Genomic DNA, 21,329 nt, shown 5'->3' on the forward strand with positions numbered 1-21,329 from the left:
GTAACACCGCGCGTTCGCTTTGCCCCGTCAGAAAAGCTTGACCACGATCATTGCTCCACTTAAGTATGTGATTGCTCACTTACTAGGTACTTTATGCGAAAATCCGCGGAATTGCGCAAGGCCGAAATCGTCGCGGCCGTCCTCGACCTGGCGGACCGGATCGGGCCGGACCGGGTGACGACAGGTGCTACCGCAGCGGTCGTAGGCGTCAGCCAGGCAGCCCTGTTCCGGCATTTCCCGACCAAGGCCGCAATGTGGCTTGCCGTGGCGGATCATGTCGCCGGGGAACTGGCTATGGAATGGGAACGGGCACTGGCTGGGACTGATGACCCCATCGACCGGGTCAAGGCGCTGATGGCCGCGCAACTGGGCCAGATTGCGGCAACACCGGCGCTGCCGATGCTGCTGTTCTCACGCGAGCTGAATGTCGGCAATGAGGATTTGCGCGCGGCCTTTCGCGGCCTGTTGATGAAGTTTCAGGGTTTGATCGTGGCCGAACTGGCTCGCGGTCAGGACGCTGGCTTCTTGCGCCGCGAAGTCGCCCCAGAGGATGCCGCCGTTCTGTTGACGTCGCTGGTTCAGGGGATGGCGATCCGCTGGTCGCTCGGGGCGCGCAACTTCTCCCTGATCGGGGAAGGAAAGCGGCTCCTCGACGTGCAATTGCGGCTACTGGCCGCGAAGGAGGATTAGGCCATGGGACGTCGGTGGATCTACGGTGCGGTAGCGGCGGTTCTGGTGTTGGGCGCGGGTGTGCTGTTCCTCACGGAGCGGCCGATCACGGTCAGCGTGGTGCAACCAGAGCAGGATGTAGCCCTGCGCATCTACGGCCTCGGCTCGGTCGAGGCACGGATTCTCAGCCGGGTTGGATTTGAGGTTGGGGCTGCCCTGACCGGGCTGGCCGCCGACGTCGGCGACCGAGTAGTCAGGGGGCAGGAACTGGCGACCCTCGATCCAGCCGAGCAGGAGGCGCGTACCGCCCGTGCCCGCGCTGCTGTCGCGGCCAATGTCGCCGCATTAGCCCGCGCCGAGGCCACGGTGGCGCGTGCCCGCAGCGTACTGGCGCAGCGCCAGACGGCAAATCAGCGTCAGCAGGGATTGGCGCAGCGCGATGTGACCTCGATCCAGCGCGCCGAGGAAGCGCAGCGTGACGAGGACGTGGCCCATGCCGATCTGGCGGTCGCCGAGGCGGATGTGGCGGTGATCCGTGCTCAGGGCACGGACGCGGCGGCAGCCCTGCAACAGGAGAAGGTCCTTCTCGCCCGTCATCTTCTGACCGCACCCTATGACGCGGTGATCGTTACGCGCCATGCTGAAGCGGGAACAGTGGTGCGGGCCGGCGATCCGATCTTCACCCTGATTGCTCCCGAAACGGTCTGGATCCAGGCCTATGTTGATGAGGAGCGCGCCGGCCAGCTTGCGCTTGGCCAGCCCGGCACGATCCGGCTGCGCTCGCAGCCGCAGGCTGAGTTCCAAGGCATCATCGCCCGCATCGGTCTTGAAAGCGACCGGGTGAATGAGGAACGCCGGATCTGGCTGACCTGCACGGACTGCCCCCAGCCGATGTATCTCGGCGAACAGGCCGAAGTGCGCATCACCACCGGCAACCGCAACAGTGCTCTGATGGTGCCGGAGGTGGCGATCACCGGTTTCGACGGGCATCGCGGCCGGGTCTGGCTGGTGCGGGACGGACGGCTGGAACAGGCTGAACTGACTTTTGGCGCGCGCGACGATCGTGGCCGGGTCGAGGTCATGGGCAGCCTGCCGGAAGGTGCCGCCATCGTCGCCCGGATACCGCAAGGCGCGACCGAGGGGCGGCGGGCGCGGACCAGGACAACGCCATGAACCTTGCTCTCAAAGATATACGCCACGGACTGTTCCGCTTCGTCCTCACCTGTTTCGGGCTGGGGCTCTTGATGACGGTCGTGCTGTCGATGATCGGCATCTATAACGGCCTTGTCGCCGATGCGCTGGCGGTCGTGAAGGCGCCGGCAGCAGACGTCTGGGTGGTCGAGAGCGGCACCAAGGGGCCGTTCGCCGAAGCCTCGAACATCCCGCTGACAACGCGCGACGCCGTGGCGCGGATGCCCGGCGTGGCCGCAGCCGGCGCAATCAATTTCCAGAACATCGAGGCTGCCCATGCCGGCGCTTCGCTGCGGCTCTACGTCATCGGCTATGAACCGGGACATCCCGGCGGCCCGCAGCGCATCGCCGAGGGACGCGGCATCGGCACAAGCCACTTCGAACTGGTGGCAGATCGCAAGACCGGTCTTCTGACCGGCGAGACGATCCGTCTCGGGCGCAACCGCTTCATCGTGGTCGGGCTGGTCGAAGGGGCAATGAACGCGGGCGGCGATCCGGCGGTCTATATCACGCTGGCGGACGCGATGGCGCTACAGACAGAGCTTGACCCGGCAGCGCAGCGCGTTCAGGCGGCGCGGGGCACCGTTTCGGTCAAGTCCGCCTCGGTCGCGGCCGTGATCGCACGGGTAGCGCCGGGCGCGGATGTCGAATTGCTGACCGCGACCGTGCGGCAGTGGAAACATCTGGCGGCGCTGACGCAAGCCGAGCAGGAGGACATTCTGGTTTCCTCGGTGGTCGATCTGGCGCGGCGACAAATCGGCCTGTTTCTCGGCATCCTGCTCAGTGTTTCAGCGGTAGTGATCGCGCTTATCATCTACACGATGACGATGGAGAAGCTGAAGCAGATCGCCACGCTGAAGCTGATCGGCGCCCCCGACCGCACCATCATCGGGCTGATCGTGCAGCAGGCGCTGATCCTCGGCGCTTCAGGCTGGGGGATAGGGCTCGTGCTGATCCTGACGGTGAAGGACTATTTCCCGCGCCGGGTGGTGCTGGAGCCGTTCAACGCAATGGTGCTGGCCGGGATTATCTTCGCCGTCTGCATCGCCGCCTCGGGCCTTGGCGTGCGGGCTGCGATGAAGGTCGATCCGGCTACGGCTCTGGGAAGCTGACATGACGGACGGCGAAATCCTGATCGACGTGAAGGGTGTGGCCAAGCATTTCGGCGAGGGCGAAACCCGTGTCGACGCGCTGCGTGATATCGATCTTCAGGTTCGTGCCGGCGAGGTGATCGCGCTGCTCGGTCCGTCGGGTTCCGGCAAGACGACGCTGCTCAACGTCATCGGCTGCATCCTCGCGCCATCGGCGGGCAAGGTGACGCTGGACGGCGAGACGGTGTTCGACGGGCAATGGCTGCGGCACGACCTGCGGCGGCTCAGGCTCGACAAGATCGGCTTCATCTTCCAGACGCATAACCTTTTGCCTTTCCTGACCGCGGAGGAGAACGTCGCCGTGGTCCTCGACCTCGCCGGCTGGTCGGTCGATATGGGTCAGGCACGAGTGCGCGAACTGCTCGATTATCTTGAAGTCAGCCGTCGCGCCGCGGCCAAGCCGGCACTCCTGTCAGGTGGCGAGGCGCAGCGGGTGGCCATTGCGCGGGCGCTGGCCAACCGTCCCCGCATCATCCTGGCCGACGAACCGACCGCCGCGCTCGACGGCAAGCGGGCCGGGCTGGTGATGGACCTGTTGCGCAAGCTTGCCGCTGAGCAGGAAGCCTGCATCGTCACCGTCACCCATGACGAGAAGATTTTTGACCGTTTCGACCGCCTAATCCACCTGCGCGACGGCAGGCTGGCCGACGCATGACACAGGAGAATACCATGACCGCAAGACCGCTCTTTCGTTCCATCGCTTCCGGTGTGGCGGTCGTGTTTGGCCTGGCCACCGTCATTTCGGGCGGCCGCGCGCTCTTCGGCGGCGCTGATATGGGAGCGGTGGTTCCATTCGTGCTGTGGTTCAACTTCGTGGCCGGCTTCGCCTATCTGCTGGCAGGGATCGGACTATGGCGCGGCGCGGCCTGGGCGCCTGCCCTGTCCATCGGTATCGCAGCGACCACGGCCATGGTCCTTGCTTTCTTCCTCTGGCACGTCTGGCGCGGCGGGGCCTACGAGAGCCGCACGATGGCCGCGATGGTCCTGCGGCTCGGCATCTGGGTTGCTATTTCGACAGTTGCGGTAAAGATCCGATGGCCAAGATAGTGCTCGCGACGACTGCGCTGGCGAGTCGACAGGCATTCGCTACGTCCAGTATCTCGATATGGTGAAATCTCTGGGCTGGAACTACCTGAATTTTCTGCCGACCAGATCGTGTAAATGCTCCAGGAATACGGCCAAAGACTTTCACACAAACCATCATCGTCAATCCGGTATACTTGACCTTACGCAAAGACCACGTGCGTAAGACGAACTAACGCGGGGCATGCTAGGATTGAAGATGCTATAGTGACCCTAAAGGTGGCAATGTCGTGCGCAGGGATATCCCAAAAGATGCCGTTCCCATGCTATGCGCCTCGTGCGAGGGGCGTAACAAGGGCATTTGCAGTACGCTGGACTGCCATCAGCTCCACGAACTGGTCAGGTCTTCGCGCAAATCCGCAGTTGAAGGCGGGGCTGCTCTCTTGGGTGAGGCTGAGCGGATCGACCGATATGCCAATATCCTGTCGGGTGTGGTAAAGCTGACCAAGACGCTGTCCGACGGGCCTCCAGTTCGCCCCTGATTTCCTCGGCCGACCATTTCGAGCCGAGAGTCAGCTCAATGCGGAAGCCGCCACAGAAGTCGTACTCTGCTCCTTCCCTAGAGAAGCCATCGAACGGATGATGCAGGAATCGCCAGAACTGGAACGCCGGCTCTACAAGCAGGCGCTCGACGAACTGGATGAAGCGCGCGATTGGATGGTGACGCTCGGCCGCAAGACGGCGGGCGAGAAGATTGCGAGCCTGTTGTTGATGTTTACCCGTCATGCCGAGCCATCCGGGAAGGCAGGCTGTAACTTCGCACGTTTCGATCTGCCGCTCACCAGGGCCGACATTGCCGATTTCCTCGGCCTTACCATCGAAACGGTCAGTCGCCAGTTGACGCGGTTACGCAACGACAAGATCATCTGCATCGAGAACAATCGTCTGATCATTGTGCCTGACCTCCGGCGCTTGAATGCACGAGCCGGGAATTAGATGCCGGGCGACAAGGCCAGATTTCAAAGGCTGCGATGGATGGTGGCCGGGCGATGACCAGCGCGATCAGCAATTCACAGCCAGAGCGACCGGGCTTCGGCCTCGCCGATATGTCGCCGGCCTATTTCGGTCTCGTGATGGCCACGGGCATCATTTCTCTGGCGGCGCACATGATGGAGTATGGCCCGCTGGCATCGAGCCTTTTCTACCTGAATATCGGACAATACGGCCTGTTATGCGTCCTCTACGCCCTCCGGGCCTGGCGCTATCCGGCGCGGTTTTTCGGTGACATGTTCACCCATCTGACCGGACCCGGCTATTTCACGGCGGTCGCTGGCACCGGCATCCTGGCTAGCCAGTTCATGGTCTTGCGTGAGGACCTCGTCGCCGGAAAGGCGTTGTGGGTGTTGGCCGTGGTGCTGTGGCTTGGCCTCACCTACACCATCTTCACGGCCTTCACCGTCAAGCGCGACAAGCCGACGCTCGACAAGGGTATCAATGGCGGCTGGCTATTGGCCGTCGTGGCTACACAGGCGCTGTCGGTGTCCAGCGCGCTGCTGGCAGCACGAATCGGCCAGCCATACAGGCTGGAGCTCAACTTCTTTGCACTATCTGCCTGGCTGTGGGGCGGCATGCTCTACATCTGGATGATGGCGTTGATCTTCTACCGCTACGCCTTCTTCCACTTTTCGCCTGGCGACCTGTCACCGCCCTACTGGATCAATATGGGCGCAATGGCGATCTCGACGCTGGCGGGTTCGCTGCTAATCCTCAACGCGCCACAGGCGCCCTACCTCGCCTCGCTGCTTCCCTTCCTGAAGGGCTTCACGATTTTCTATTGGGCGACCGGCACCTGGTGGATCCCGATGTTACTGCTGCTGGGCGTCTGGCGTCACATCTATAAGCGCTTCCCGCTGCGCTACGATCCGCTTTATTGGGGTGCTGTATTCCCCCTCGGCATGTATGCCGCCTGCACCTGGCACCTTGATCGAGCCATGGAGTTCGGCTTTCTAAGTGAACTGACACACGTTTTCTTCTATATTGCGCTGTTGGCTTGGGCCGTCACTTTCGCTGGCATGCTGTATACACTGGCGCGACCTTTGTGGCGTTGAGCCGCCGCAATTGCGGAATACAGTGCATAAAGTCGGAGCGGACGGTCTAATCCCGGTCGCCAGCGTTACTGGACGTCACGCTCAGGCTTGCCCCAACTCGGCCTGTCGGGAAAACGCAGCCTTTGTGGGATTTTCGACAGGCTCATCCATCAGGGAATCCGGCGCCGCCACCGCCATCAGGCGAGTTCGGTCGGTTATGGTGAGACGCATCCCCTGGACCGTCAGGCAATCGGCCTGCAAGGTTCTGATCGAGCGGGAGAGATTCTCCGGCGTCATCCCCAGATATGAAGCCAGATGGCGCTTTTCCACCGGCAAAACGATGCTGTCTGCATCACCCTCATAGCGGGATCGGTACAATATATAGGCGGCAAGCCGCTCGACCGAGTTTCGCAATTTCAAATTCCTGGTCTGGCGCACGAAACCCCGATAGCCATTGGCCAGTTCGCGCATGGCCGCCATGGCGAAGTCGGGGTCGCGGCGTAAGGCCACGCGCACGTCGGCGACCGGGATCATGACGATCTTCGCGCGTTCGAGTGTGCGCGCGGACATCAGATAGGGCGCGTCGCACACGCAAGCAGCCAGAATGAAAGTTGAAACCGGCTGAACTACACCCATCACCGTGTTGCGCCCGTTCCAGCTTGCGTGCAGTTCGACGGATCCATCGATGATGACATGCAGGAAATCGGCGTATTCACCCTGCCTGATCAATTCCAGCTGCGGCGGAAAGGTCTGTGAATAGGCAGTCTTCATCAGGCTGTCGAATGTCGGCGTCGTCATTTCCCGAAACAGCGGAAGACGACGCAGTTCCGGCTTTTCACGGTTGTTCATCACCCGGATCCCATCCATATCTATAATTGATAAATGTCAATTATAGGATTAATTAATATCAATCCATAACTGTTTTTACCTATATTCATATTTTCTAAATAACAGTATAATAAGCGATTTAGATTGATTTCAGATAATAAAGACACAAAAGGCAGATTTCACTTGATCTGCATCAATGACGTGTTGTTATTCTATATGTTCCCTTGAGCGTGTACCAATCCAGCCAGCCAACGGAATAATTCCCGCGGCCCAGCCATGACGGGTCACATGATGCCAAGCCGCAGCGACCAGCAAAGAGCACTCTGGCTCAGCACCATCGCCTTCACCTTGTGCTTTGCCGTCTGGACGATCTTTTCCATCATTGGCCTGTCGATCAAGGATGATCTGGGGCTTTCCGAGTTCGAATACGGCGTTCTGATCGCGACCCCGGTGCTGACCGGCTCGATCGTCAGGCTGATCCTTGGCGTCTGGACCGAACGCTATGGCGGGCGGCTGGTGTTTTCGGCGCAGATGATCCTGACCGGGCTCGCGACCTTCGCGATGACATTCGCCGACAGCTATTTCACCTTCCTCCTGGCCGCGCTTGGCGTGGGTCTTGCCGGCGGCTCCTTCATCATCGGTGTCGCCTATGTCACCAAATGGTATCCGCAGGCGCGGCAGGGAACCGCGCTGGGCGTATTCGGCATGGGCAATGTCGGCGCGGCGGTCACGACGTTCCTTGCGCCATTCGCGCTGGTCGCCTGGGGCTGGCAGGGGGTCGCCGAGATATGGGCGGCGGTCATCGCTGGCATGGGGGTTCTGTTCTACCTTCTGGCCAAGGACGATCCGGACTTTACCGCCCGGCGCGCGCAAGGGGTCACCGCGCCGAGCCTTGCCGAGCAGTTCGCACCGTTGAAGAAGCTCCAGGTCTGGCGCTTCTCGCTCTATTATTTCTTCGTGTTCGGCGGCTTCGTCGCTTTGGCGCTGTGGCTGCCTTACTATCTGGTGCAGGTCTATGGCGTGGACGTGCGCACGGCCGGCTTCGCGGCCGCGATCTTCAGTCTTTCGGCCAGTGTCTTCCGCGCCTATGGCGGGATGCTGTCTGATCGTTTCGGCGCTCGCTCCGTCATGTACTGGACGCTCGGCTTTTCGGCTCTCTTCCTGTTCATGCTGTCCTATCCGCCGACGGACTACGTGATCCGCGGCAGACACGGCCCGATCGCATTTTCGACCGAAATGGGGCTGTGGCCCTTCGTCGCCGCCCTGTTCGGGCTGGGCTTCTTCATGAGCCTCGGCAAGGCGGCGGTCTTCCGGCATATTCCGATCTATTATCCCAACCATGTCGGCTCGGTCGGCGGCCTCGTCGGCATGATTGGCGGGTTGGGCGGCTTCGTCCTGCCCATAATCTTCGGCGCCCTGCTCGACGTGACGGGCATCTGGACCTCGGCCTTCGTGCTGCTGCTCCTGATCGTCGCCGTGTCGCTTGGCTGGATGCATTTTTCGATCCGCGCCATGGAACGGCAGGCGCATGGCGAAGCGCTCGACCGGCTGCCGAACTTCCCTGAATTGGCGGAAGTGCATGATCCCGACCGTACAATAATGCCGCGGGTGATCGAAGACTGGCGCCCGGAAGACCCGCAATTCTGGAACGATAGAGGCAGGCAGATCGCCAGACGCAATCTGTGGATTTCAATCCCGGCTCTTCTGCTGGCCTTTGCCGTCTGGATGGTGTGGTCGGTGGTGGTGTCGCAACTGCCGGTAATCGGCTTTGCTTTCACGCAGGACCAGCTGTTCTGGCTTGCCGCCCTGCCAGCACTTTCCGGTGCAACATTGCGCATTTTCTACAGCTTCATGGTGCCGATCTTCGGCGGCAGGCTGTGGACGACACTTTCAACCGCCTCGCTGCTGATCCCGGCCATTGGCATTGGCTATGCGGTGCAGGGCCCGACCACGCCCTATCTGATTTTCATCGTTCTGGCGCTGCTTTGCGGTTTTGGCGGCGGCAATTTTGCCTCCTCCATGGCCAATATCAGCTTCTTTTTCCCGCGTGCGGAAAAGGGCAATGCCATGGCGCTGAATGCGGGCCTTGGCAATCTTGGCGTCTCGGTCATGCAGTTTCTGGTGCCGTTGGTCATCACCGCCGGCGTGTTTGGCGCGCTTGGCGGTGCGCCGCAAATTCTGCCCGATGGCGGCCAGATCTGGATGCAGAATGCCGGCTTCATCTGGGTGCCTTTCATCATCGCCTCGACGGCGCTGGCATGGCTTGGCATGAATGATCTGGCCGATGCGCGTGCGAGCTTTCGCGAACAGGCAGTGATTTTCACCCGCACCCAGAACTGGGTGATGTGCCTGCTTTATGTCGGCACCTTTGGCTCTTTCATCGGCTATTCGGCAGGCTTTCCGCTGCTGTCGGGTCTGGCCTTCCCCGAAGTCAATGCACTGAAATTCGTCTTTCTCGGGCCGTTGATCGGGGCATTAAGCCGCGCCGGCAGTGGCTGGCTGGCCGACAGGGTCGGTGGCGGCCGCGTTACCTTCTGGGTGTTTGTCGGCATGATTGCCTCGGTTCTGGTGGTGATCTGGGGGCTGCAAACGACGTCCTTTGCCCTGTTCTTTGCCGGTTTCATGGCGCTGTTTTTCTTCACCGGCATTGGCAACTCCTCCACCTTCCAGATGATCCCGGTCATCATGCGCAAGGAAATTGCCCGGTTTTACCCGGAGCAAAGCGCCGACGATCAGCGCCGCCAATCCGAGCGTGAGGCCGCCGCCATCGTTGCCTTCACCAGCGCCATTGGCGGCTATGGCGGCTTTTTCATCCCGAAAGCCTATGGTACCTCAATCGACCTGACCGGCGCACCGCTGGCTGCCTTGTGGGCTTTCCTTGCCTTTTACGTCCTGTGTCTGGTCGTCACCTGGGCGGTTTATACCCGCCCCGGCGGCCTGTTGCATGAAATCGAACGTGGTCGCCGGGCGATGCCTGCCGCCATTCCTGCCGAATAGACCTTGGGAGACCAAAGATGAGCCATCTGCTGGATCGACTGAACTTCCTGACATCATTGCGCAAGGATACTTTTGCCGATGGTCACGGCCAGACGACAATTGAAAATCGCGACTGGGAAGATGTCTATCGCCGCCGCTGGCAGCATGATAAAATCGTGCGCTCAACCCATGGCGTCAATTGCACCGGCTCCTGCTCATGGAAGATCTATGTCAAATCCGGCATTGTGACATGGGAAACGCAGCAGACCGACTATCCGCGCACACGCCCCGACCTGCCAGATCACGAGCCGCGCGGCTGCGCCCGTGGCGCGTCCTATAGCTGGTATCTCTACAGCGCCAACCGGGTGAAAACCCCGCTCATTCGTGGCCGGCTGATGCGGCTGTGGCGTGAAAAGCGCCAGACAATGAGCCCGATTCAAGCCTGGACGGCGATCCAGAACGACCCGGCAGCGCGTGAAAGCTATACGCGCATTCGCGGCAAGGGCGGCTTTGTGCGCGCCAGCTGGGATGAGGCGACCGAGATCGTCGCCGCGGCCAATGCCTATACGACGAAGAAATATGGTCCCGACCGGGTATTCGGCTTCTCGCCGATCCCGGCGATGTCGATGATTTCCTATGCCGCCGGCACGCGCTATCTGTCGCTGCTGGGCGGCACCTGCATGTCATTTTACGACTGGTATTGCGATCTGCCGCCGGCCAGCCCCCAGACATGGGGCGAACAGACCGACGTGCCGGAATCTGCCGACTGGTATAATTCCGGCTATCTGCTGATCTGGGGTTCCAACGTGCCGCAGACGCGCACGCCGGATGCGCATTTTTACACCGAAGCCCGCTATAAGGGCACCAAAAGCGCCGTCATCTGCCCGGATTATTCGGAAGCTGCCAAATTCGGTGACATCTGGCTGAATGCCAAGCAAGGCACCGATGCGGCACTTGGCATGGCATTCGGCCATGTCATCTTGCGCGAATTTCATCTCGACCGGCAGGTGCCTTATTTTGAAGATTACTGCCGCAAATATTCCGACATGCCAATGCTGGTGCGCCTTGACCGGCAGGGCGGGCGGCTGGTGCCGGGAAGGCAATTGCGTGCTGCTGATTTTGCCGATCAGCTTGGCGAGGAAAACAATCCTGACTGGAAGACAGTCGGCATCGATGAGGCAACAGGCAAGATTGTCGTGCCAAATGGCTCGATCGGCTTTCGCTGGGGCGAGAAGGGCAAATGGAACCTTGAGCAGAAGGCTGGCAAGGAAGATGTTGAACTGAGACTCAGCCTGATCCTCGATCAGGATCATGACGAAGTTGCCAGCGTCGACTTTCCCTTTTTTGGCGGTGCCGCCAGCAATGGGTTTCAGGTCGATGACCGTGGCGAAATCCTCACCCGCAAGGTGCCGGTGAAAAAGCTGCAGCTGGCCGATGGCAAGGACGTGCTGGTCGCCACCGTCTTCGACCTTTTATGCGCCAATTACAGCCTTGATCGTGGCCTTGGCGGCGAGCATGTCGCGGCAGATTATGATGCCGATGTGCCTTTCACACCCGCATGGGCCGAGCACATTACCGGGGTGCGGCGCGACAAGATCATTCAGGTTGCCCGCGAATTTGCTGCCAATGCCGAAAAGACCAATGGCCGTTCAATGGTCATTATCGGTGCTGGTATGAACCACTGGTTCAACATGGACATGAACTACCGCGCCGTCATCAACATGCTGGTGATGTGCGGTTGTGTCGGCCAGTCGGGCGGCGGCTGGGCGCATTATGTGGGGCAGGAAAAGCTGCGGCCGCAAACCGGCTGGACGCCGCTGGCCTTCGCGCTCGACTGGGCGCGCCCGCCGCGCCACATGAACTCGACCAGCGCCTTTTACGCCCATACCGGCCAGTGGCGCTACGAAACGGTGAGCGCCGCCGACATTCTGTCGCCGACCGCGCCGGCAGGCGACTGGGCCAGGCTCAGCCTGATCGACTATAATATCCGCGCCGAGCGCATGGGCTGGCTGCCTTCTGCGCCGCAATTGAAAACCAATCCGCTGGAGGTGGCAAAAGCGGCGCAAAATGCCGGTGTCGATGTTCAGGATTACGTCGCAGATGGTCTGAAATCAGGCGCCTTGCAGATGTCCTGCGAAGACCCGGATGCGCCGGAAAACTGGCCGCGCAATCTGTTTGTCTGGCGCTCCAATCTGCTCGGTTCATCCGGCAAGGGGCATGAATATTTCCTGAAATATTTGCTCGGCACCGATCATGGTGTGCAGGGCAAGGATCTGGGTGCCGAGGGCGGCATGAAGCCGGTTGAGGCCGTCTGGCACGAAGAGGCACCGGAAGGAAAACTCGATCTTCTCGTCACCATCGATTTTCGCATGTCGACCACGGCGGTCTATGCCGACATCGTACTGCCAACGGCAAGCTGGTATGAAAAGGACGATCTGAACACGTCCGACATGCATCCCTTCATTCATCCGCTACAGGCTGCCATCGACCCGGCCTATGAATCGAAGAGCGACTGGGAAATCTTCAAGGCGATTGCGAAGAAATTCTCCGAAGTCGCGCCGGAAATTCTCGGCGTCGAGGCCGATGTGGTGCAATTACCCTTGCAGCATGACAGCCCCGGCGAACTGGCGCAAAGCGTGGTGGCCGACTGGAAACAGGGCCAGTGCGAACTGATCCCCGGCGAGACGGCGCCAAACTATATTGCAGTCGAGCGCGATTACCCCAATCTTTACAAGCGCTTTACCTCCATCGGGCCGTTGATGGAAAAGATCGGCAATGGCGGCAAGGGCATTGCCTGGGACACCAAGACAGAAATCCATCATCTGAAGGCGCTGAACGGCACTGTCACCGATGAGGGTGCGACCAAAGGGCTGGCGCGGCTTGATACGGCAATTGATGCCGCTGAAATGATCCTGATGCTGGCGCCTGAAACCAATGGCGAGGTCGCAGTCAAGGCATGGGAGGCGCTGGAAAAGGCGACGGGCCGCAACCATCGCCATCTGGCAGAAGTCAAGGAAGATGAAAAAATCCGCTTCCGCGACATTGCCGCCCAGCCGCGCAAGATCATCTCGTCGCCGACATGGTCAGGCATTGAAAGCGAGGATGTCTCCTATAATGCCGGCTGGACCAATGTGCATGAGCTGATCCCCTGGCGCACGGTCACTGGCCGTCAGCAGCTTTATCAGGACCATGAGTGGATGCGCGCCTTTGGCGAGGGGTTCGTGACATGGCGACCACCGCTTGATCTGAAAACCGTCGGGGCTGAAGCGCGCCGTTCACTGGCAGAAGGTGAGAAGCATGTGGTGCTGAACTTCCTCACCCCCCACCAGAAATGGGGCATCCATTCGACCTATACCGACAATCTTTTAATGCTGACGCTGAACCGCGGCGGGCCAGTGGTGTGGATTTCTGAAATTGACGCTCAAAAAGCCGGTCTGGTCGACAATGACTGGGTTGAAGTCTTCAACATCAATGGCGTCATCACCGCGCGCGTGGTGGTCAGCCAGCGGATGAAGGAAGGCTCGATGTTCATGTATCACGCGCAGGAAAAGATCGTGAACACGCCGGGCAGCCAGATCACCGGCAAGCGCGGCGGCATCCACAATTCCGTCACCCGCACCGTGCTGAAACCGACCCATATGATCGGCGGCTACGCCCAACTGGCCTATGGTTTCAACTATTACGGCACGGTCGGTTCCAACCGCGACGAATTCGTCATCCTGCGCAAATTGTCGAAGGTCGACTGGCTCGACCAGCCCGCAACCCAGTCACCGGAGGCAGCGGAATGAAAATACGTGCTCAGATCGGCATGGTGCTCAATCTCGATAAATGTATCGGCTGTCATACCTGCTCCGTCACCTGCAAGAATGTGTGGACGAGCCGCGAGGGCGTCGAATACGCCTGGTTCAACAATGTCGAGACCAAGCCGGGCATCGGCTATCCAAAGGACTGGGAGAACCAGAAGCGCTGGAATGGCGGCTGGACGCGGACGAGGAAAGGCGCGCTGCAACCGAAGCAAGGCAGCAAATGGCGTATCCTGGCGAATATCTTCGCCAATCCCGACCTGCCCGAGATCGACGATTTCTACGAGCCGTTTGACTATGATTACGACCATCTGAAATCCGCGCCGGAGATGCAGGCGTTTCCGACGGCCCGCCCGCGCTCGAAGATTTCGGGCGAGCGTATGGAAAAGATCGAATGGGGGCCGAACTGGGAGGAAATCCTTGGCGGCGAGTTCGAGAAGCGCTCGAAGGACTATAATTTTGAGGGCATCCAGAAGGAAATTTACGGCCAGTACGAAAATACCTTCATGATGTATCTGCCGAGATTGTGCGAACACTGCCTCAACCCGACCTGTGTTGCGGCCTGCCCTTCGGGCGCGATCTACAAGCGCGAAGATGACGGCGTGGTGCTGATCGATCAGGAAAAATGCCGCGGCTGGCGCATGTGCGTTTCGGGCTGTCCGTACAAGAAAATCTATTACAACTGGTCGACTGGCAAATCCGAAAAATGCACCCTGTGCTATCCGCGTCTGGAAAGCGGCCAGCCGACGGTGTGTTCAGAAACCTGTGTCGGACGCATCCGCTATCTCGGAGTCATGCTTTATGACGCCGACAAGATCGCCGAGGCTGCCAGCGTCGAAAACGAGCAGGATTTGTATGACGCCCAGCTTGGCGTTTTCCTCGATCCCAACGACCCGGAAGTGATTGCGCAAGCGCGTGCCGCCGGCATTCCCGAAGACTGGATCAAGGGCGCGCAGGCTTCGCCGATCTGGAAAATGGCGATGGAATGGAAGATCGCCTTCCCGCTGCATCCTGAATATCGCACCCTGCCGATGGTCTGGTATGTGCCGCCTTTGTCGCCGATCCAGAATGCCGCGGAAGCAGGCCGGATCGCCGCGCAGGACGACATGCCGGATGTGCGCTCCTTGCGCATCCCGGTGCGTTATCTCGCCAACATGCTTACCGCTGGCGATGAAGCGCCCATCGTCTCGGCGCTGGAGCGGATGTTGGCCATGCGCTCTTATATGCGCTCGAAAACAGTCGATGGTGTCGTCAATCTCGGTGTCGCCAAGCGGGTTGGCCTCACACCATTGCAGATTGACGAGATGTATCAGTTGCTCGCCATCGCCAATTATGAAGACCGCTTTGTCATCCCGACCACCCATCGCGAACTGGTCGAGGACGCCTATGATCTGAAAAGCGGTTGCGGTTTCACCGATGGCAATGGCTGTTCGTCCGGCCATTCGGGGCAGTCGCTGTTCAGCGGTAAAAAATTCCGCAGCCCGCAGGAGTTCATCGCATGAAGACCTTCAAGGCGCTGTCCGCCCTGCTGACCTATCCGGGCGATGATCTTCAGGAAGCAATTCCGGCTATCAGAGACGTGCTGGGCGAGGGGTTGTTGTCAAGCACCAGTGTGACCGCGCTGGAGCCGCTGCTTGTCTCGCTTGCCACTAGTGATATTTACGATCTGCAAGAGCGTTATGTGCTGTTGTTTGATCGCTCGCGCACCTTGTCGCTCAATCTGTTTGAGCACATCCACGGCGAAAGTCGTGACCGCGGCGGGGCGATGGTTGATCTTCTGGAAACCTATCGCGCCGGTGGCTTTGACCTGATCGGCAGCGAACTGCCCGACCATCTGCCGGTGCTGCTCGAATTCTTGTCGACCCAGCCGGTTGCGGATGCACGCGCTATTTTAAGCGATGCCGGGCACATCATTCTGGCGCTGGCCGAGCGGCTCAACCGCCGCGAAAGTGTCTATGCCGCCGTGCTGGAAGCACTCGTAGCCGTTGCCGCCGCCGACGCCGCCAGCGAAGAAGCGCAGGCGCTGCTGGCGCAGGATGATGACAACCCGGAAGATCTGGCCGCACTTGACGCCGTCTGGGAGGAGGCGCAGGTCACCTTCGGTCCTGATCCGAATGCGGGCTGCCCGATCAGCCGTGACATCCTCGCCCGCATGGACCCGGCAGCAGCATCAACACCGCAGCAAAATGGGAGGCTGACATGAATTATATTGTCTTTGGCATCTATCCCTATATCGCCATCACGGTGATGTTCGCCGTCAGCATCATCCGCTATGACCGCGATCCCTTTACGTGGAAATCAAAATCAAGCCAGATCCTGCGCAAGCGGCAATTCGTTGCCGGTTCGGTGCTGTTTCATGTCGGCATTCTGGCGATCTTTGCCGGGCATCTGGTCGGGCTTTTGACACCGATCCAGATTTTCGACTTTCTTGGCGTCAGCCATGGAGCCAAGCAATGGATGGCGATCGGGCTTGGCGGTGTGGCTGGCCTGATGGCGCTGGTTGGTGGATGGCTGTTGCTGCACCGGCGGCTGTTTGATCCGCGTATCCGGGCCAATTCGACACTGGCCGACACCGGCATCATGGTGCTGTTGATGGTCCAGCTTGTGCTGGGGCTGGCTTCGATCCTCGTCTCGCTCAACCATCTCGATGGCTCGGAAATGATCCGGCTGATGAACTGGGCGCAGGGCATCATCTATTTGCGCCCCGACGCCGCCAATTATCTGATTGGCGTCCACTGGCTGTTCAAGGCGCATATCTTCCTTGGCCTGACGATCTTCCTGCTGTTTCCTTTCACAAGGCTGGTGCACATTTTCTCGGCGCCAGTGCGTTATCTGTGGCGGCCGGGCTATCAGATCGTGCGCTCACGCCGTGGCGCCAAGCCGGCGCGAAGTGGCTTGCAGCCATTGCCCTATGTGGAGCCGGGCAAATGAGAGTTCTTGATCTGACCAATCGCCCGGCTCCCGTCACCGTCAATGGCGTCACCATAGCGCCTGAAGCGATTGCGGCGGAAGCGCAGAACCATCCAGCGCCGAAGGGGAAGCCCGGCATGGCCTGGCAGGCGGCGGCAAAGGCGCTGGTGCTGCGCGAGGCGCTGTTGCAGGAGGCGCGGGCGCAAAATATCACCGCCGACCCGGTCGAACTGGAAGAAGGTAAATGGGAGACAGACGATGAAGCGCTGATCCGTCAGCTTCTGGAACAGGCGATCCCGGCAGCGCAGCCTGACGAAGCCGGATTGCGCGCTATCTATGAAGGTTCGCCAGAGCGGTTTCATGGGCCATCGCTATTTGAGGCTGCCCATATCCTGTTTGCGGCCGGCCCCGATGATAGCGCCAACCGGCTTCTGGCGCGCCAGCAGGCCGATGCGGTTCTGGCTGAATTGAAACGCGATCCACGGCGCTTTGCCGCACTGGCCAAACAGTTCAGCGCCTGTCCCTCACGCGAAAATGGCGGCCTGTTGGGCCAGATGGCCTCCGGTGACACAGTGCCTGAATTTGAGGCCGCACTTTCCGTGATGGAGGAAGGAACGATCTCGCAAACTCCGCTTGAAAGCCGCTACGGCTTCCATCTGATCCGGCTGGATGCGAGAGTGCGCGGCGAGGTGCTGCCTTTCCCGGCCGTGCTGCCGCATCTGCGCGAGGCGCAGGAAAAGGCCGAATGGGTACGCGCCAGCCGCGCCTATGTCGGCGAACTGGTGGCGCGGGCGAAGGTGACGGGCATCGATCTTGTCGAAACATCATGGATGGAAGCGAAACAACCAGCATGACCCCCTCCCCCGCCTTGAGCGAGCCATTTTATTGCGGAGGTGAAGCCAAGGTGGAGCCGGGCGCGATGCTGTCGGTCGATGGAACTCTTCGTCGCGCGTTGGCGCTCGCCGCACCGGTGGCGCAGACGGAGCGTCTGCCGCTCGATAAGGCGCATGGCCGTGTGCTGGCGCAGGCTGTCCGGGCCGGCGTCTCGCTTCCGCTCTTCGACAACTCTGCCATGGATGGCTACGCAGTCCGGCTTGCGGATTTTTCAGGTGACGGGCCATGGCGCTTGCCGGTGGCCGGGCGCGTGGCGGCCGGTGATGCGGGCGATATGCCGGTCTCGCCCGGTGCGGCGCTGCGTATCTTCACCGGCGCGGCCATCCCGCCAGGCTGCGACGCGGTGGTCATCCAGGAATTCACGCGCCAGGAAGGGGATATTGTCGAGATAGAGAGGCGTCCTCAACCCGGCGAGAACATAAGGCGCGCCGGAGAGGACCTGTCTTGCGGAGCCGAATTGCTGCCGGCCGGGCGGCGCATCGGGCCGCGTGCAGCGGCGCTGCTCGCCTCGGCCGGCTGCGGCGATGTCGTCGTCAGACGCCAGGTCAGGATCGCCTTCTTCAGCACCGGCTCCGAACTGCGCGCACCGGGTATCCGGCTCGCACCGGGGCAAATCTGGAACGCCAACCGCTATCATCTGGCGGGCGCTCTCGACCTGCCTTGGATTGAGGCCGTCGACATGGGCGTCGTGCCCGACCGGCCCGACCTGCTGCGGCAGACGCTGGAACAGGCGTCGCTTCTGGCCGACATGGTGGTGACCACCGGCGGCGTCTCGGTGGGCGATGAGGATCACATGCCTGCGGTGCTGCGCGCCGCCGGTGGCGAAATCCATGTGATGAAGGTGGCGATGAAGCCCGGCAAGCCTCTCGTCATCGGGCGGATCGGCGCGGCGCTCTATCTCGGCTTGCCCGGCAATCCGGTTTCGGCATTCGTCACCTGGCACGTGATCGGGGCACGCATCGCGCAGGCATTGGCCGGAATCGCCGAGGCAGGCCCCTCCCGCATTCTTGTGCGCGCCGGCTTTGAAAGGACGAGGCGACCGGGACGCTGCGAATTCCTGCCGGCGCGGCTGGGCCGCCATGACGGTCACGGAACTAGAAGCGTAGAGATTGTCACTTCGGAGGTTTCGCACCGGGTGGCGCTGCTGGCGCAGACGGACGGCCTGCTGCTGATCCCTGCGGAGACCGACCGGGTCGCGCGCGGCGACCTGTTGGAATTCCTGCCGTTCCCTGACGGATGACGCGCCTGCCGTGATATGGACGAAAAACGCAAAAAGGAAATCGCGATGAAGCTTGGATACGTAACCTTGCGCGGCCGCGGGCTGATCGACCTCCTGCTTGCCGAAGTGGTCGCGCGGCTCCAAGCGCACGGCGTGGCCCTGGCGGGAACCGTGCAGACCAATATCGACCGCGACGACCGGCCGCGATGCGACATGGACCTGCGCCTGCTGCCTGACGGGCCGACAGTACGCATCAGCGTTGACCGGGGAGCGGAGGCGCGCGGATGCCGGCTGGACGCCGGTGTGCTGGAGCAGGCGGTGCTTTGGGTTGAAGGCTCGCTGGAAAAGGCGGAATTTCTGGTGGTCAACAAGTTCGGCAAGCAGGAAGCCGAGGGCAAGGGCCTCGCGGAGGTGGTCGCCGATGCTCTGGAGCGCGGCCTTCCGGTTCTGGTGGGCGTCAACGGGCTGAACCTTCCTTCCTTCCTCGAGTTCGCAGGCGGCATGGCCACGGAATTAGTGGCAGATGCCGAGACCATCGTGGACTGGTGCCTTGCCTCATCGAGCGGAGCAGACTTTCAGGATCGCCAGTACCACACCGAAATAGAACGGACAGCCGCAGGCCAGCGTTGATCATAGTGCAACCGCTTTGCCATCAGAATGAAATACGGGGTTCCGGGTCATTCTGAAGAATCGGCGTTAGGGCCGTCCTCAACTGCGATTTCACCACCACCCCAGCGCGTCATGCTCTCGCCGGGATCGATGCCCGCCCATTGCAGCAACCGGGCCGCGATCTCGCGCACCATATCCTCCATGGTCGTCGGCCTTGCATAGAAGGGCGGTACCGGCGGGGCGATAATGGCTCCCATGCGGGCCAGTTTCAGCATGGCTTCGAGATGGCCTTCATGCAGCGGCGCTTCGCGCGGGGCCACCACCAGCCGGCGCTTTTCCTTCAGCACCACATCGGCGGCCCTGGTCAAAAGGTTGTCGCCCAGCCCATGCGCCATGGCCGCCAGGCTGCGCATTGAGCACGGCGCGACAATCATGCCCGCGGTGCGGAACGAACCGCTGGCTATGGGTGCGGCGAGATTGCGTGGCGAGTGGACATGTGCCGCCGCCTGGCTCAATCGGGCAAGGCCTTCGCTGCCCATCTCGTGGGCGATCGTCATCCGCGCCCCGGCCGTCACCACAAGATGCGTCTCGACACCGGTGGCGCGAAGCTGGCGCAGCGTCTCGAATGCCAGCACCGAACCCGACGCGCCGGTAACGCCGACGATCAATCGTGACGCCATCATCGCGCGCGCTCCTGTCGCTCGGGGAAGAATTCCCCCCAGCGCTCAGCGACCCGCTCCGTGATCGCGACATCCATCGCCAGCTTGACGCCCCATTCGCGACTGGTTTCGGCACCGATCTTGCGGGTGGCATCAAGGCCCATCTTGCCGCCCAATCCTTCCAGAGGCGAGGCAAAGTCAAGCGGGTCCACGGGCGTCCGCTCCACCAGAAGCAGGTCGCGCGAAGAGTCCATGCGCGTGGAAAGCGCCCACATCACATCGTCCCATGAGCGGATATCAATATCGTCATCCACTACGATGATCGTCTTGGTCATCGAAAACTGGGGCAGCAGCGACCAGAAGCCCATCATGACGCGGCGCGCCTGCCCTGCATATCTCTTGGCGATGACGATGACGGCAATCCGATAGGAGCAGGCCTCCGGCGGCAGGTTCTGTTGCAAGGTTTTGAATACCGGCACCGTGGCAAGGAGATCCTGTGATATTTCGGAGGATTGAATGTTCAAGGGCCGCCAGTTCGACCAATCGGTGATCCTGCTTTGCGTGCGCTGGTACCTGGCCTACAGTCTGAGCCTGCGTGATCTGGAAGAGATGATGGCCGAGCGCGGCATTTCTGTCGATCACACGACCATTCACCGCTGGACCATCCGTTATGCACCGCTATTGCTGGAGCGATTCAACCGACGCAAGCGAAGCGTGACTGGCAAATGGCATGTCGACGAGACTTATATCAAGGTCCGTGGTCAGTGGATGTACCTTTATCGCGCCATCGACAGTGTCGGCGATACGGTTGAATTCTGGTTCAGCGAGCAGCGCGACCTGCTGTCAGCAAAGCAGTTCTTCAGGAAAGCCCTGGCACGTCATGGCCGGCCTGACCGCGTCGTTTCGACGGCAGCCAAACCAACCACGAGGCCATCGTTTCCTGTGACACCACAAATCGCTTGCAGGATCGCTCCCGGCGTCGGCTGAAGCCGATTGAAATCCGTAAGAGCAAATATCTGAATAACCGGATTGAGCAAGATCATCGACGTATCAAGCGCCGCGTCCGGCCAATGCTTGGGTTCAAATCACCAGCATCAGCAGCGATCATCCTGTCCGGCATCGAGATGGTCCATATGATGCGTAAGCGACAGGCCAGATATGCCTTCAATCCAAATCCGTCCCTGGCCGAGCAGTTCACAATTCTTGCCGCATAATTGGCCGCAGACTGGCCCTCTTTGCACTTCCAATCAGCCGTTGCAACAAAACCCGAAACCGAAGGATAACCTTCCACTCTAGGACGGATTCGATTA

The 21,329-nt window shown here is 60.7% G+C and carries 17 protein-coding genes and 2 pseudogenes; 16 read left to right on the top strand and 3 right to left on the bottom strand.

The annotated features are described in order from the left end of the window. The first annotated feature begins 111 nt into the window (after positions 1-111). From AmiPiv_RS20515 to AmiPiv_RS20545, 7 genes and pseudogenes are all read left to right on the top strand, one after another. On the top strand, positions 112-690 hold the full coding sequence (locus AmiPiv_RS20515; RefSeq protein ID WP_340040367.1) for a TetR/AcrR family transcriptional regulator: 579 nt from the start codon (positions 112-114) through the stop codon (positions 688-690). Between the two features lie 3 nt (positions 691-693). Then, positions 694-1,842: an efflux RND transporter periplasmic adaptor subunit gene (locus AmiPiv_RS20520; RefSeq protein WP_340040368.1), complete on the top strand. Its 1,149-nt coding sequence runs from the start codon at positions 694-696 to the stop codon at positions 1,840-1,842. Beyond that, complete coding sequence (locus AmiPiv_RS20525; RefSeq protein ID WP_340040370.1) at positions 1,839-2,972, top strand: ABC transporter permease; 1,134 nt, start codon at positions 1,839-1,841, stop codon at positions 2,970-2,972. The genes AmiPiv_RS20520 and AmiPiv_RS20525 overlap by 4 nt, the downstream gene beginning before the upstream one ends. A gap of 1 nt (position 2,973) precedes the next feature. Further along, positions 2,974-3,666: an ABC transporter ATP-binding protein gene (locus AmiPiv_RS20530; RefSeq protein ID WP_340040372.1), complete on the top strand. Its 693-nt coding sequence runs from the start codon at positions 2,974-2,976 to the stop codon at positions 3,664-3,666. Between the two features lie 14 nt (positions 3,667-3,680). Further along, positions 3,681-4,058 (top strand): hypothetical protein, encoded by a 378-nt coding sequence (locus tag AmiPiv_RS20535; RefSeq protein ID WP_340040374.1) that lies wholly within the window; start codon positions 3,681-3,683, stop codon positions 4,056-4,058. A gap of 299 nt (positions 4,059-4,357) precedes the next feature. Next, positions 4,358-5,030 (top strand): annotated as a pseudogene (locus tag AmiPiv_RS20540) (Crp/Fnr family transcriptional regulator). Positions 5,031-5,083: 53 nt separating this feature from the next. Beyond that, positions 5,084-6,142, top strand: a complete 1,059-nt coding sequence (locus tag AmiPiv_RS20545; protein ID WP_340040376.1) for a tellurite resistance/C4-dicarboxylate transporter family protein — start codon at positions 5,084-5,086, stop codon at positions 6,140-6,142. A gap of 81 nt (positions 6,143-6,223) precedes the next feature. Here the strand turns inward: AmiPiv_RS20545 and AmiPiv_RS20550 are convergent, their stop codons facing one another. Beyond that, positions 6,224-6,970 carry a helix-turn-helix domain-containing protein gene (locus tag AmiPiv_RS20550; RefSeq protein WP_340040378.1) on the bottom strand — a complete coding sequence of 249 codons (747 nt, stop codon included), beginning with the start codon at positions 6,968-6,970 and terminating at the stop codon, positions 6,224-6,226. Between the two features lie 315 nt (positions 6,971-7,285). Here AmiPiv_RS20550 and AmiPiv_RS20555 point away from each other — a divergent pair, with 315 nt between their 5' ends. From AmiPiv_RS20555 to AmiPiv_RS20590, 8 genes are read left to right on the top strand one after another with little or no spacing between them, the layout of a single operon-like run. Then, positions 7,286-9,946, top strand: a complete 2,661-nt coding sequence (locus AmiPiv_RS20555) for a nitrate/nitrite transporter (RefSeq protein WP_340040461.1) — start codon at positions 7,286-7,288, stop codon at positions 9,944-9,946. 17 nt (positions 9,947-9,963) lie between these two features. Beyond that, positions 9,964-13,713 carry a nitrate reductase subunit alpha gene (locus AmiPiv_RS20560; protein WP_340040380.1) on the top strand — a complete coding sequence of 1,250 codons (3,750 nt, stop codon included), beginning with the start codon at positions 9,964-9,966 and terminating at the stop codon, positions 13,711-13,713. Beyond that, on the top strand, positions 13,710-15,230 hold the full coding sequence (gene narH / locus AmiPiv_RS20565; protein ID WP_340040382.1) for a nitrate reductase subunit beta: 1,521 nt from the start codon (positions 13,710-13,712) through the stop codon (positions 15,228-15,230). The genes AmiPiv_RS20560 and narH overlap by 4 nt, the downstream gene beginning before the upstream one ends. Further along, positions 15,227-15,931, top strand: coding sequence for a nitrate reductase molybdenum cofactor assembly chaperone (gene narJ, locus AmiPiv_RS20570; RefSeq protein ID WP_340040384.1), 705 nt, complete (start codon positions 15,227-15,229; stop codon positions 15,929-15,931). The genes narH and narJ overlap by 4 nt, the downstream gene beginning before the upstream one ends. Next, positions 15,928-16,659 carry a respiratory nitrate reductase subunit gamma gene (gene narI, locus AmiPiv_RS20575; RefSeq protein ID WP_340040386.1) on the top strand — a complete coding sequence of 244 codons (732 nt, stop codon included), beginning with the start codon at positions 15,928-15,930 and terminating at the stop codon, positions 16,657-16,659. The genes narJ and narI overlap by 4 nt, the downstream gene beginning before the upstream one ends. Beyond that, entirely contained in the window at positions 16,656-17,492 is an 837-nt protein-coding gene (locus tag AmiPiv_RS20580) for a peptidylprolyl isomerase (protein WP_340040388.1), read from the top strand. Before narI ends, AmiPiv_RS20580 begins: the two co-directional genes overlap by 4 nt. Beyond that, positions 17,465-18,772 carry a molybdopterin molybdotransferase MoeA gene (locus tag AmiPiv_RS20585; RefSeq protein ID WP_340040390.1) on the top strand — a complete coding sequence of 436 codons (1,308 nt, stop codon included), beginning with the start codon at positions 17,465-17,467 and terminating at the stop codon, positions 18,770-18,772. Before AmiPiv_RS20580 ends, AmiPiv_RS20585 begins: the two co-directional genes overlap by 28 nt. Before the next feature lie 15 nt (positions 18,773-18,787). After that, positions 18,788-19,381: a DUF2478 domain-containing protein gene (locus AmiPiv_RS20590; protein WP_340040392.1), complete on the top strand. Its 594-nt coding sequence runs from the start codon at positions 18,788-18,790 to the stop codon at positions 19,379-19,381. Positions 19,382-19,428: 47 nt separating this feature from the next. Here AmiPiv_RS20590 and AmiPiv_RS20595 read toward each other — a convergent pair whose 3' ends face one another. Beyond that, positions 19,429-20,040 (bottom strand): UbiX family flavin prenyltransferase, encoded by a 612-nt coding sequence (locus tag AmiPiv_RS20595; RefSeq protein ID WP_340040463.1) that lies wholly within the window; start codon positions 20,038-20,040, stop codon positions 19,429-19,431. Next, positions 20,040-20,504, bottom strand: a pseudogene (locus tag AmiPiv_RS20600) (UbiD family decarboxylase); the annotation flags it as partial. The pseudogene AmiPiv_RS20600 and the gene AmiPiv_RS20595, both read right to left, overlap by 1 nt. A 31-nt stretch (positions 20,505-20,535) precedes the next feature. On the opposite strand from AmiPiv_RS20600, the gene AmiPiv_RS20605 reads away from it, so the two are divergent. Continuing rightward, a protein-coding gene (locus AmiPiv_RS20605) for an IS6 family transposase (protein WP_340040396.1) occupies positions 20,536-21,233 on the top strand; the annotation gives its coding sequence in 2 pieces (ribosomal slippage) (positions 20,536-20,923 and positions 20,923-21,233; 699 coding nt in all). Positions 21,234-21,329: the final 96 nt, after the last annotated feature.

Origin of the sequence: Aminobacter sp. Piv2-1 (assembly GCF_037625995.1) — a bacterium.
Classification (GTDB): domain Bacteria; phylum Pseudomonadota; class Alphaproteobacteria; order Rhizobiales; family Rhizobiaceae; genus Aminobacter.

Bases quoted from the DNA above. Each gene is read 5' to 3' on its own strand.
- AmiPiv_RS20530 (WP_340040372.1), top strand. From the start codon at position 2,974: ATGACGGACGGCGAAATCCTGATCGACGTGAAGGGTGTGGCCAAGCAT.
- AmiPiv_RS20595 (WP_340040463.1), bottom strand. From the start codon at position 20,040: ATGGCGTCACGATTGATCGTCGGCGTTACCGGCGCGTCGGGTTCGGTG.
- AmiPiv_RS20520 (WP_340040368.1), top strand. From the start codon at position 694: ATGGGACGTCGGTGGATCTACGGTGCGGTAGCGGCGGTTCTGGTGTTG.
- AmiPiv_RS20525 (WP_340040370.1), top strand. From the start codon at position 1,839: ATGAACCTTGCTCTCAAAGATATACGCCACGGACTGTTCCGCTTCGTC.
- AmiPiv_RS20590 (WP_340040392.1), top strand. From the start codon at position 18,788: ATGGACGAAAAACGCAAAAAGGAAATCGCGATGAAGCTTGGATACGTA.
- AmiPiv_RS20585 (WP_340040390.1), top strand. From the start codon at position 17,465: ATGGATGGAAGCGAAACAACCAGCATGACCCCCTCCCCCGCCTTGAGC.
- narI (WP_340040386.1), top strand. From the start codon at position 15,928: ATGAATTATATTGTCTTTGGCATCTATCCCTATATCGCCATCACGGTG.
- narJ (WP_340040384.1), top strand. From the start codon at position 15,227: ATGAAGACCTTCAAGGCGCTGTCCGCCCTGCTGACCTATCCGGGCGAT.
- AmiPiv_RS20560 (WP_340040380.1), top strand. From the start codon at position 9,964: ATGAGCCATCTGCTGGATCGACTGAACTTCCTGACATCATTGCGCAAG.
- AmiPiv_RS20550 (WP_340040378.1), bottom strand. From the start codon at position 6,970: ATGAACAACCGTGAAAAGCCGGAACTGCGTCGTCTTCCGCTGTTTCGG.
- narH (WP_340040382.1), top strand. From the start codon at position 13,710: ATGAAAATACGTGCTCAGATCGGCATGGTGCTCAATCTCGATAAATGT.
- AmiPiv_RS20545 (WP_340040376.1), top strand. From the start codon at position 5,084: ATGACCAGCGCGATCAGCAATTCACAGCCAGAGCGACCGGGCTTCGGC.
- AmiPiv_RS20580 (WP_340040388.1), top strand. From the start codon at position 16,656: ATGAGAGTTCTTGATCTGACCAATCGCCCGGCTCCCGTCACCGTCAAT.
- AmiPiv_RS20535 (WP_340040374.1), top strand. From the start codon at position 3,681: ATGACCGCAAGACCGCTCTTTCGTTCCATCGCTTCCGGTGTGGCGGTC.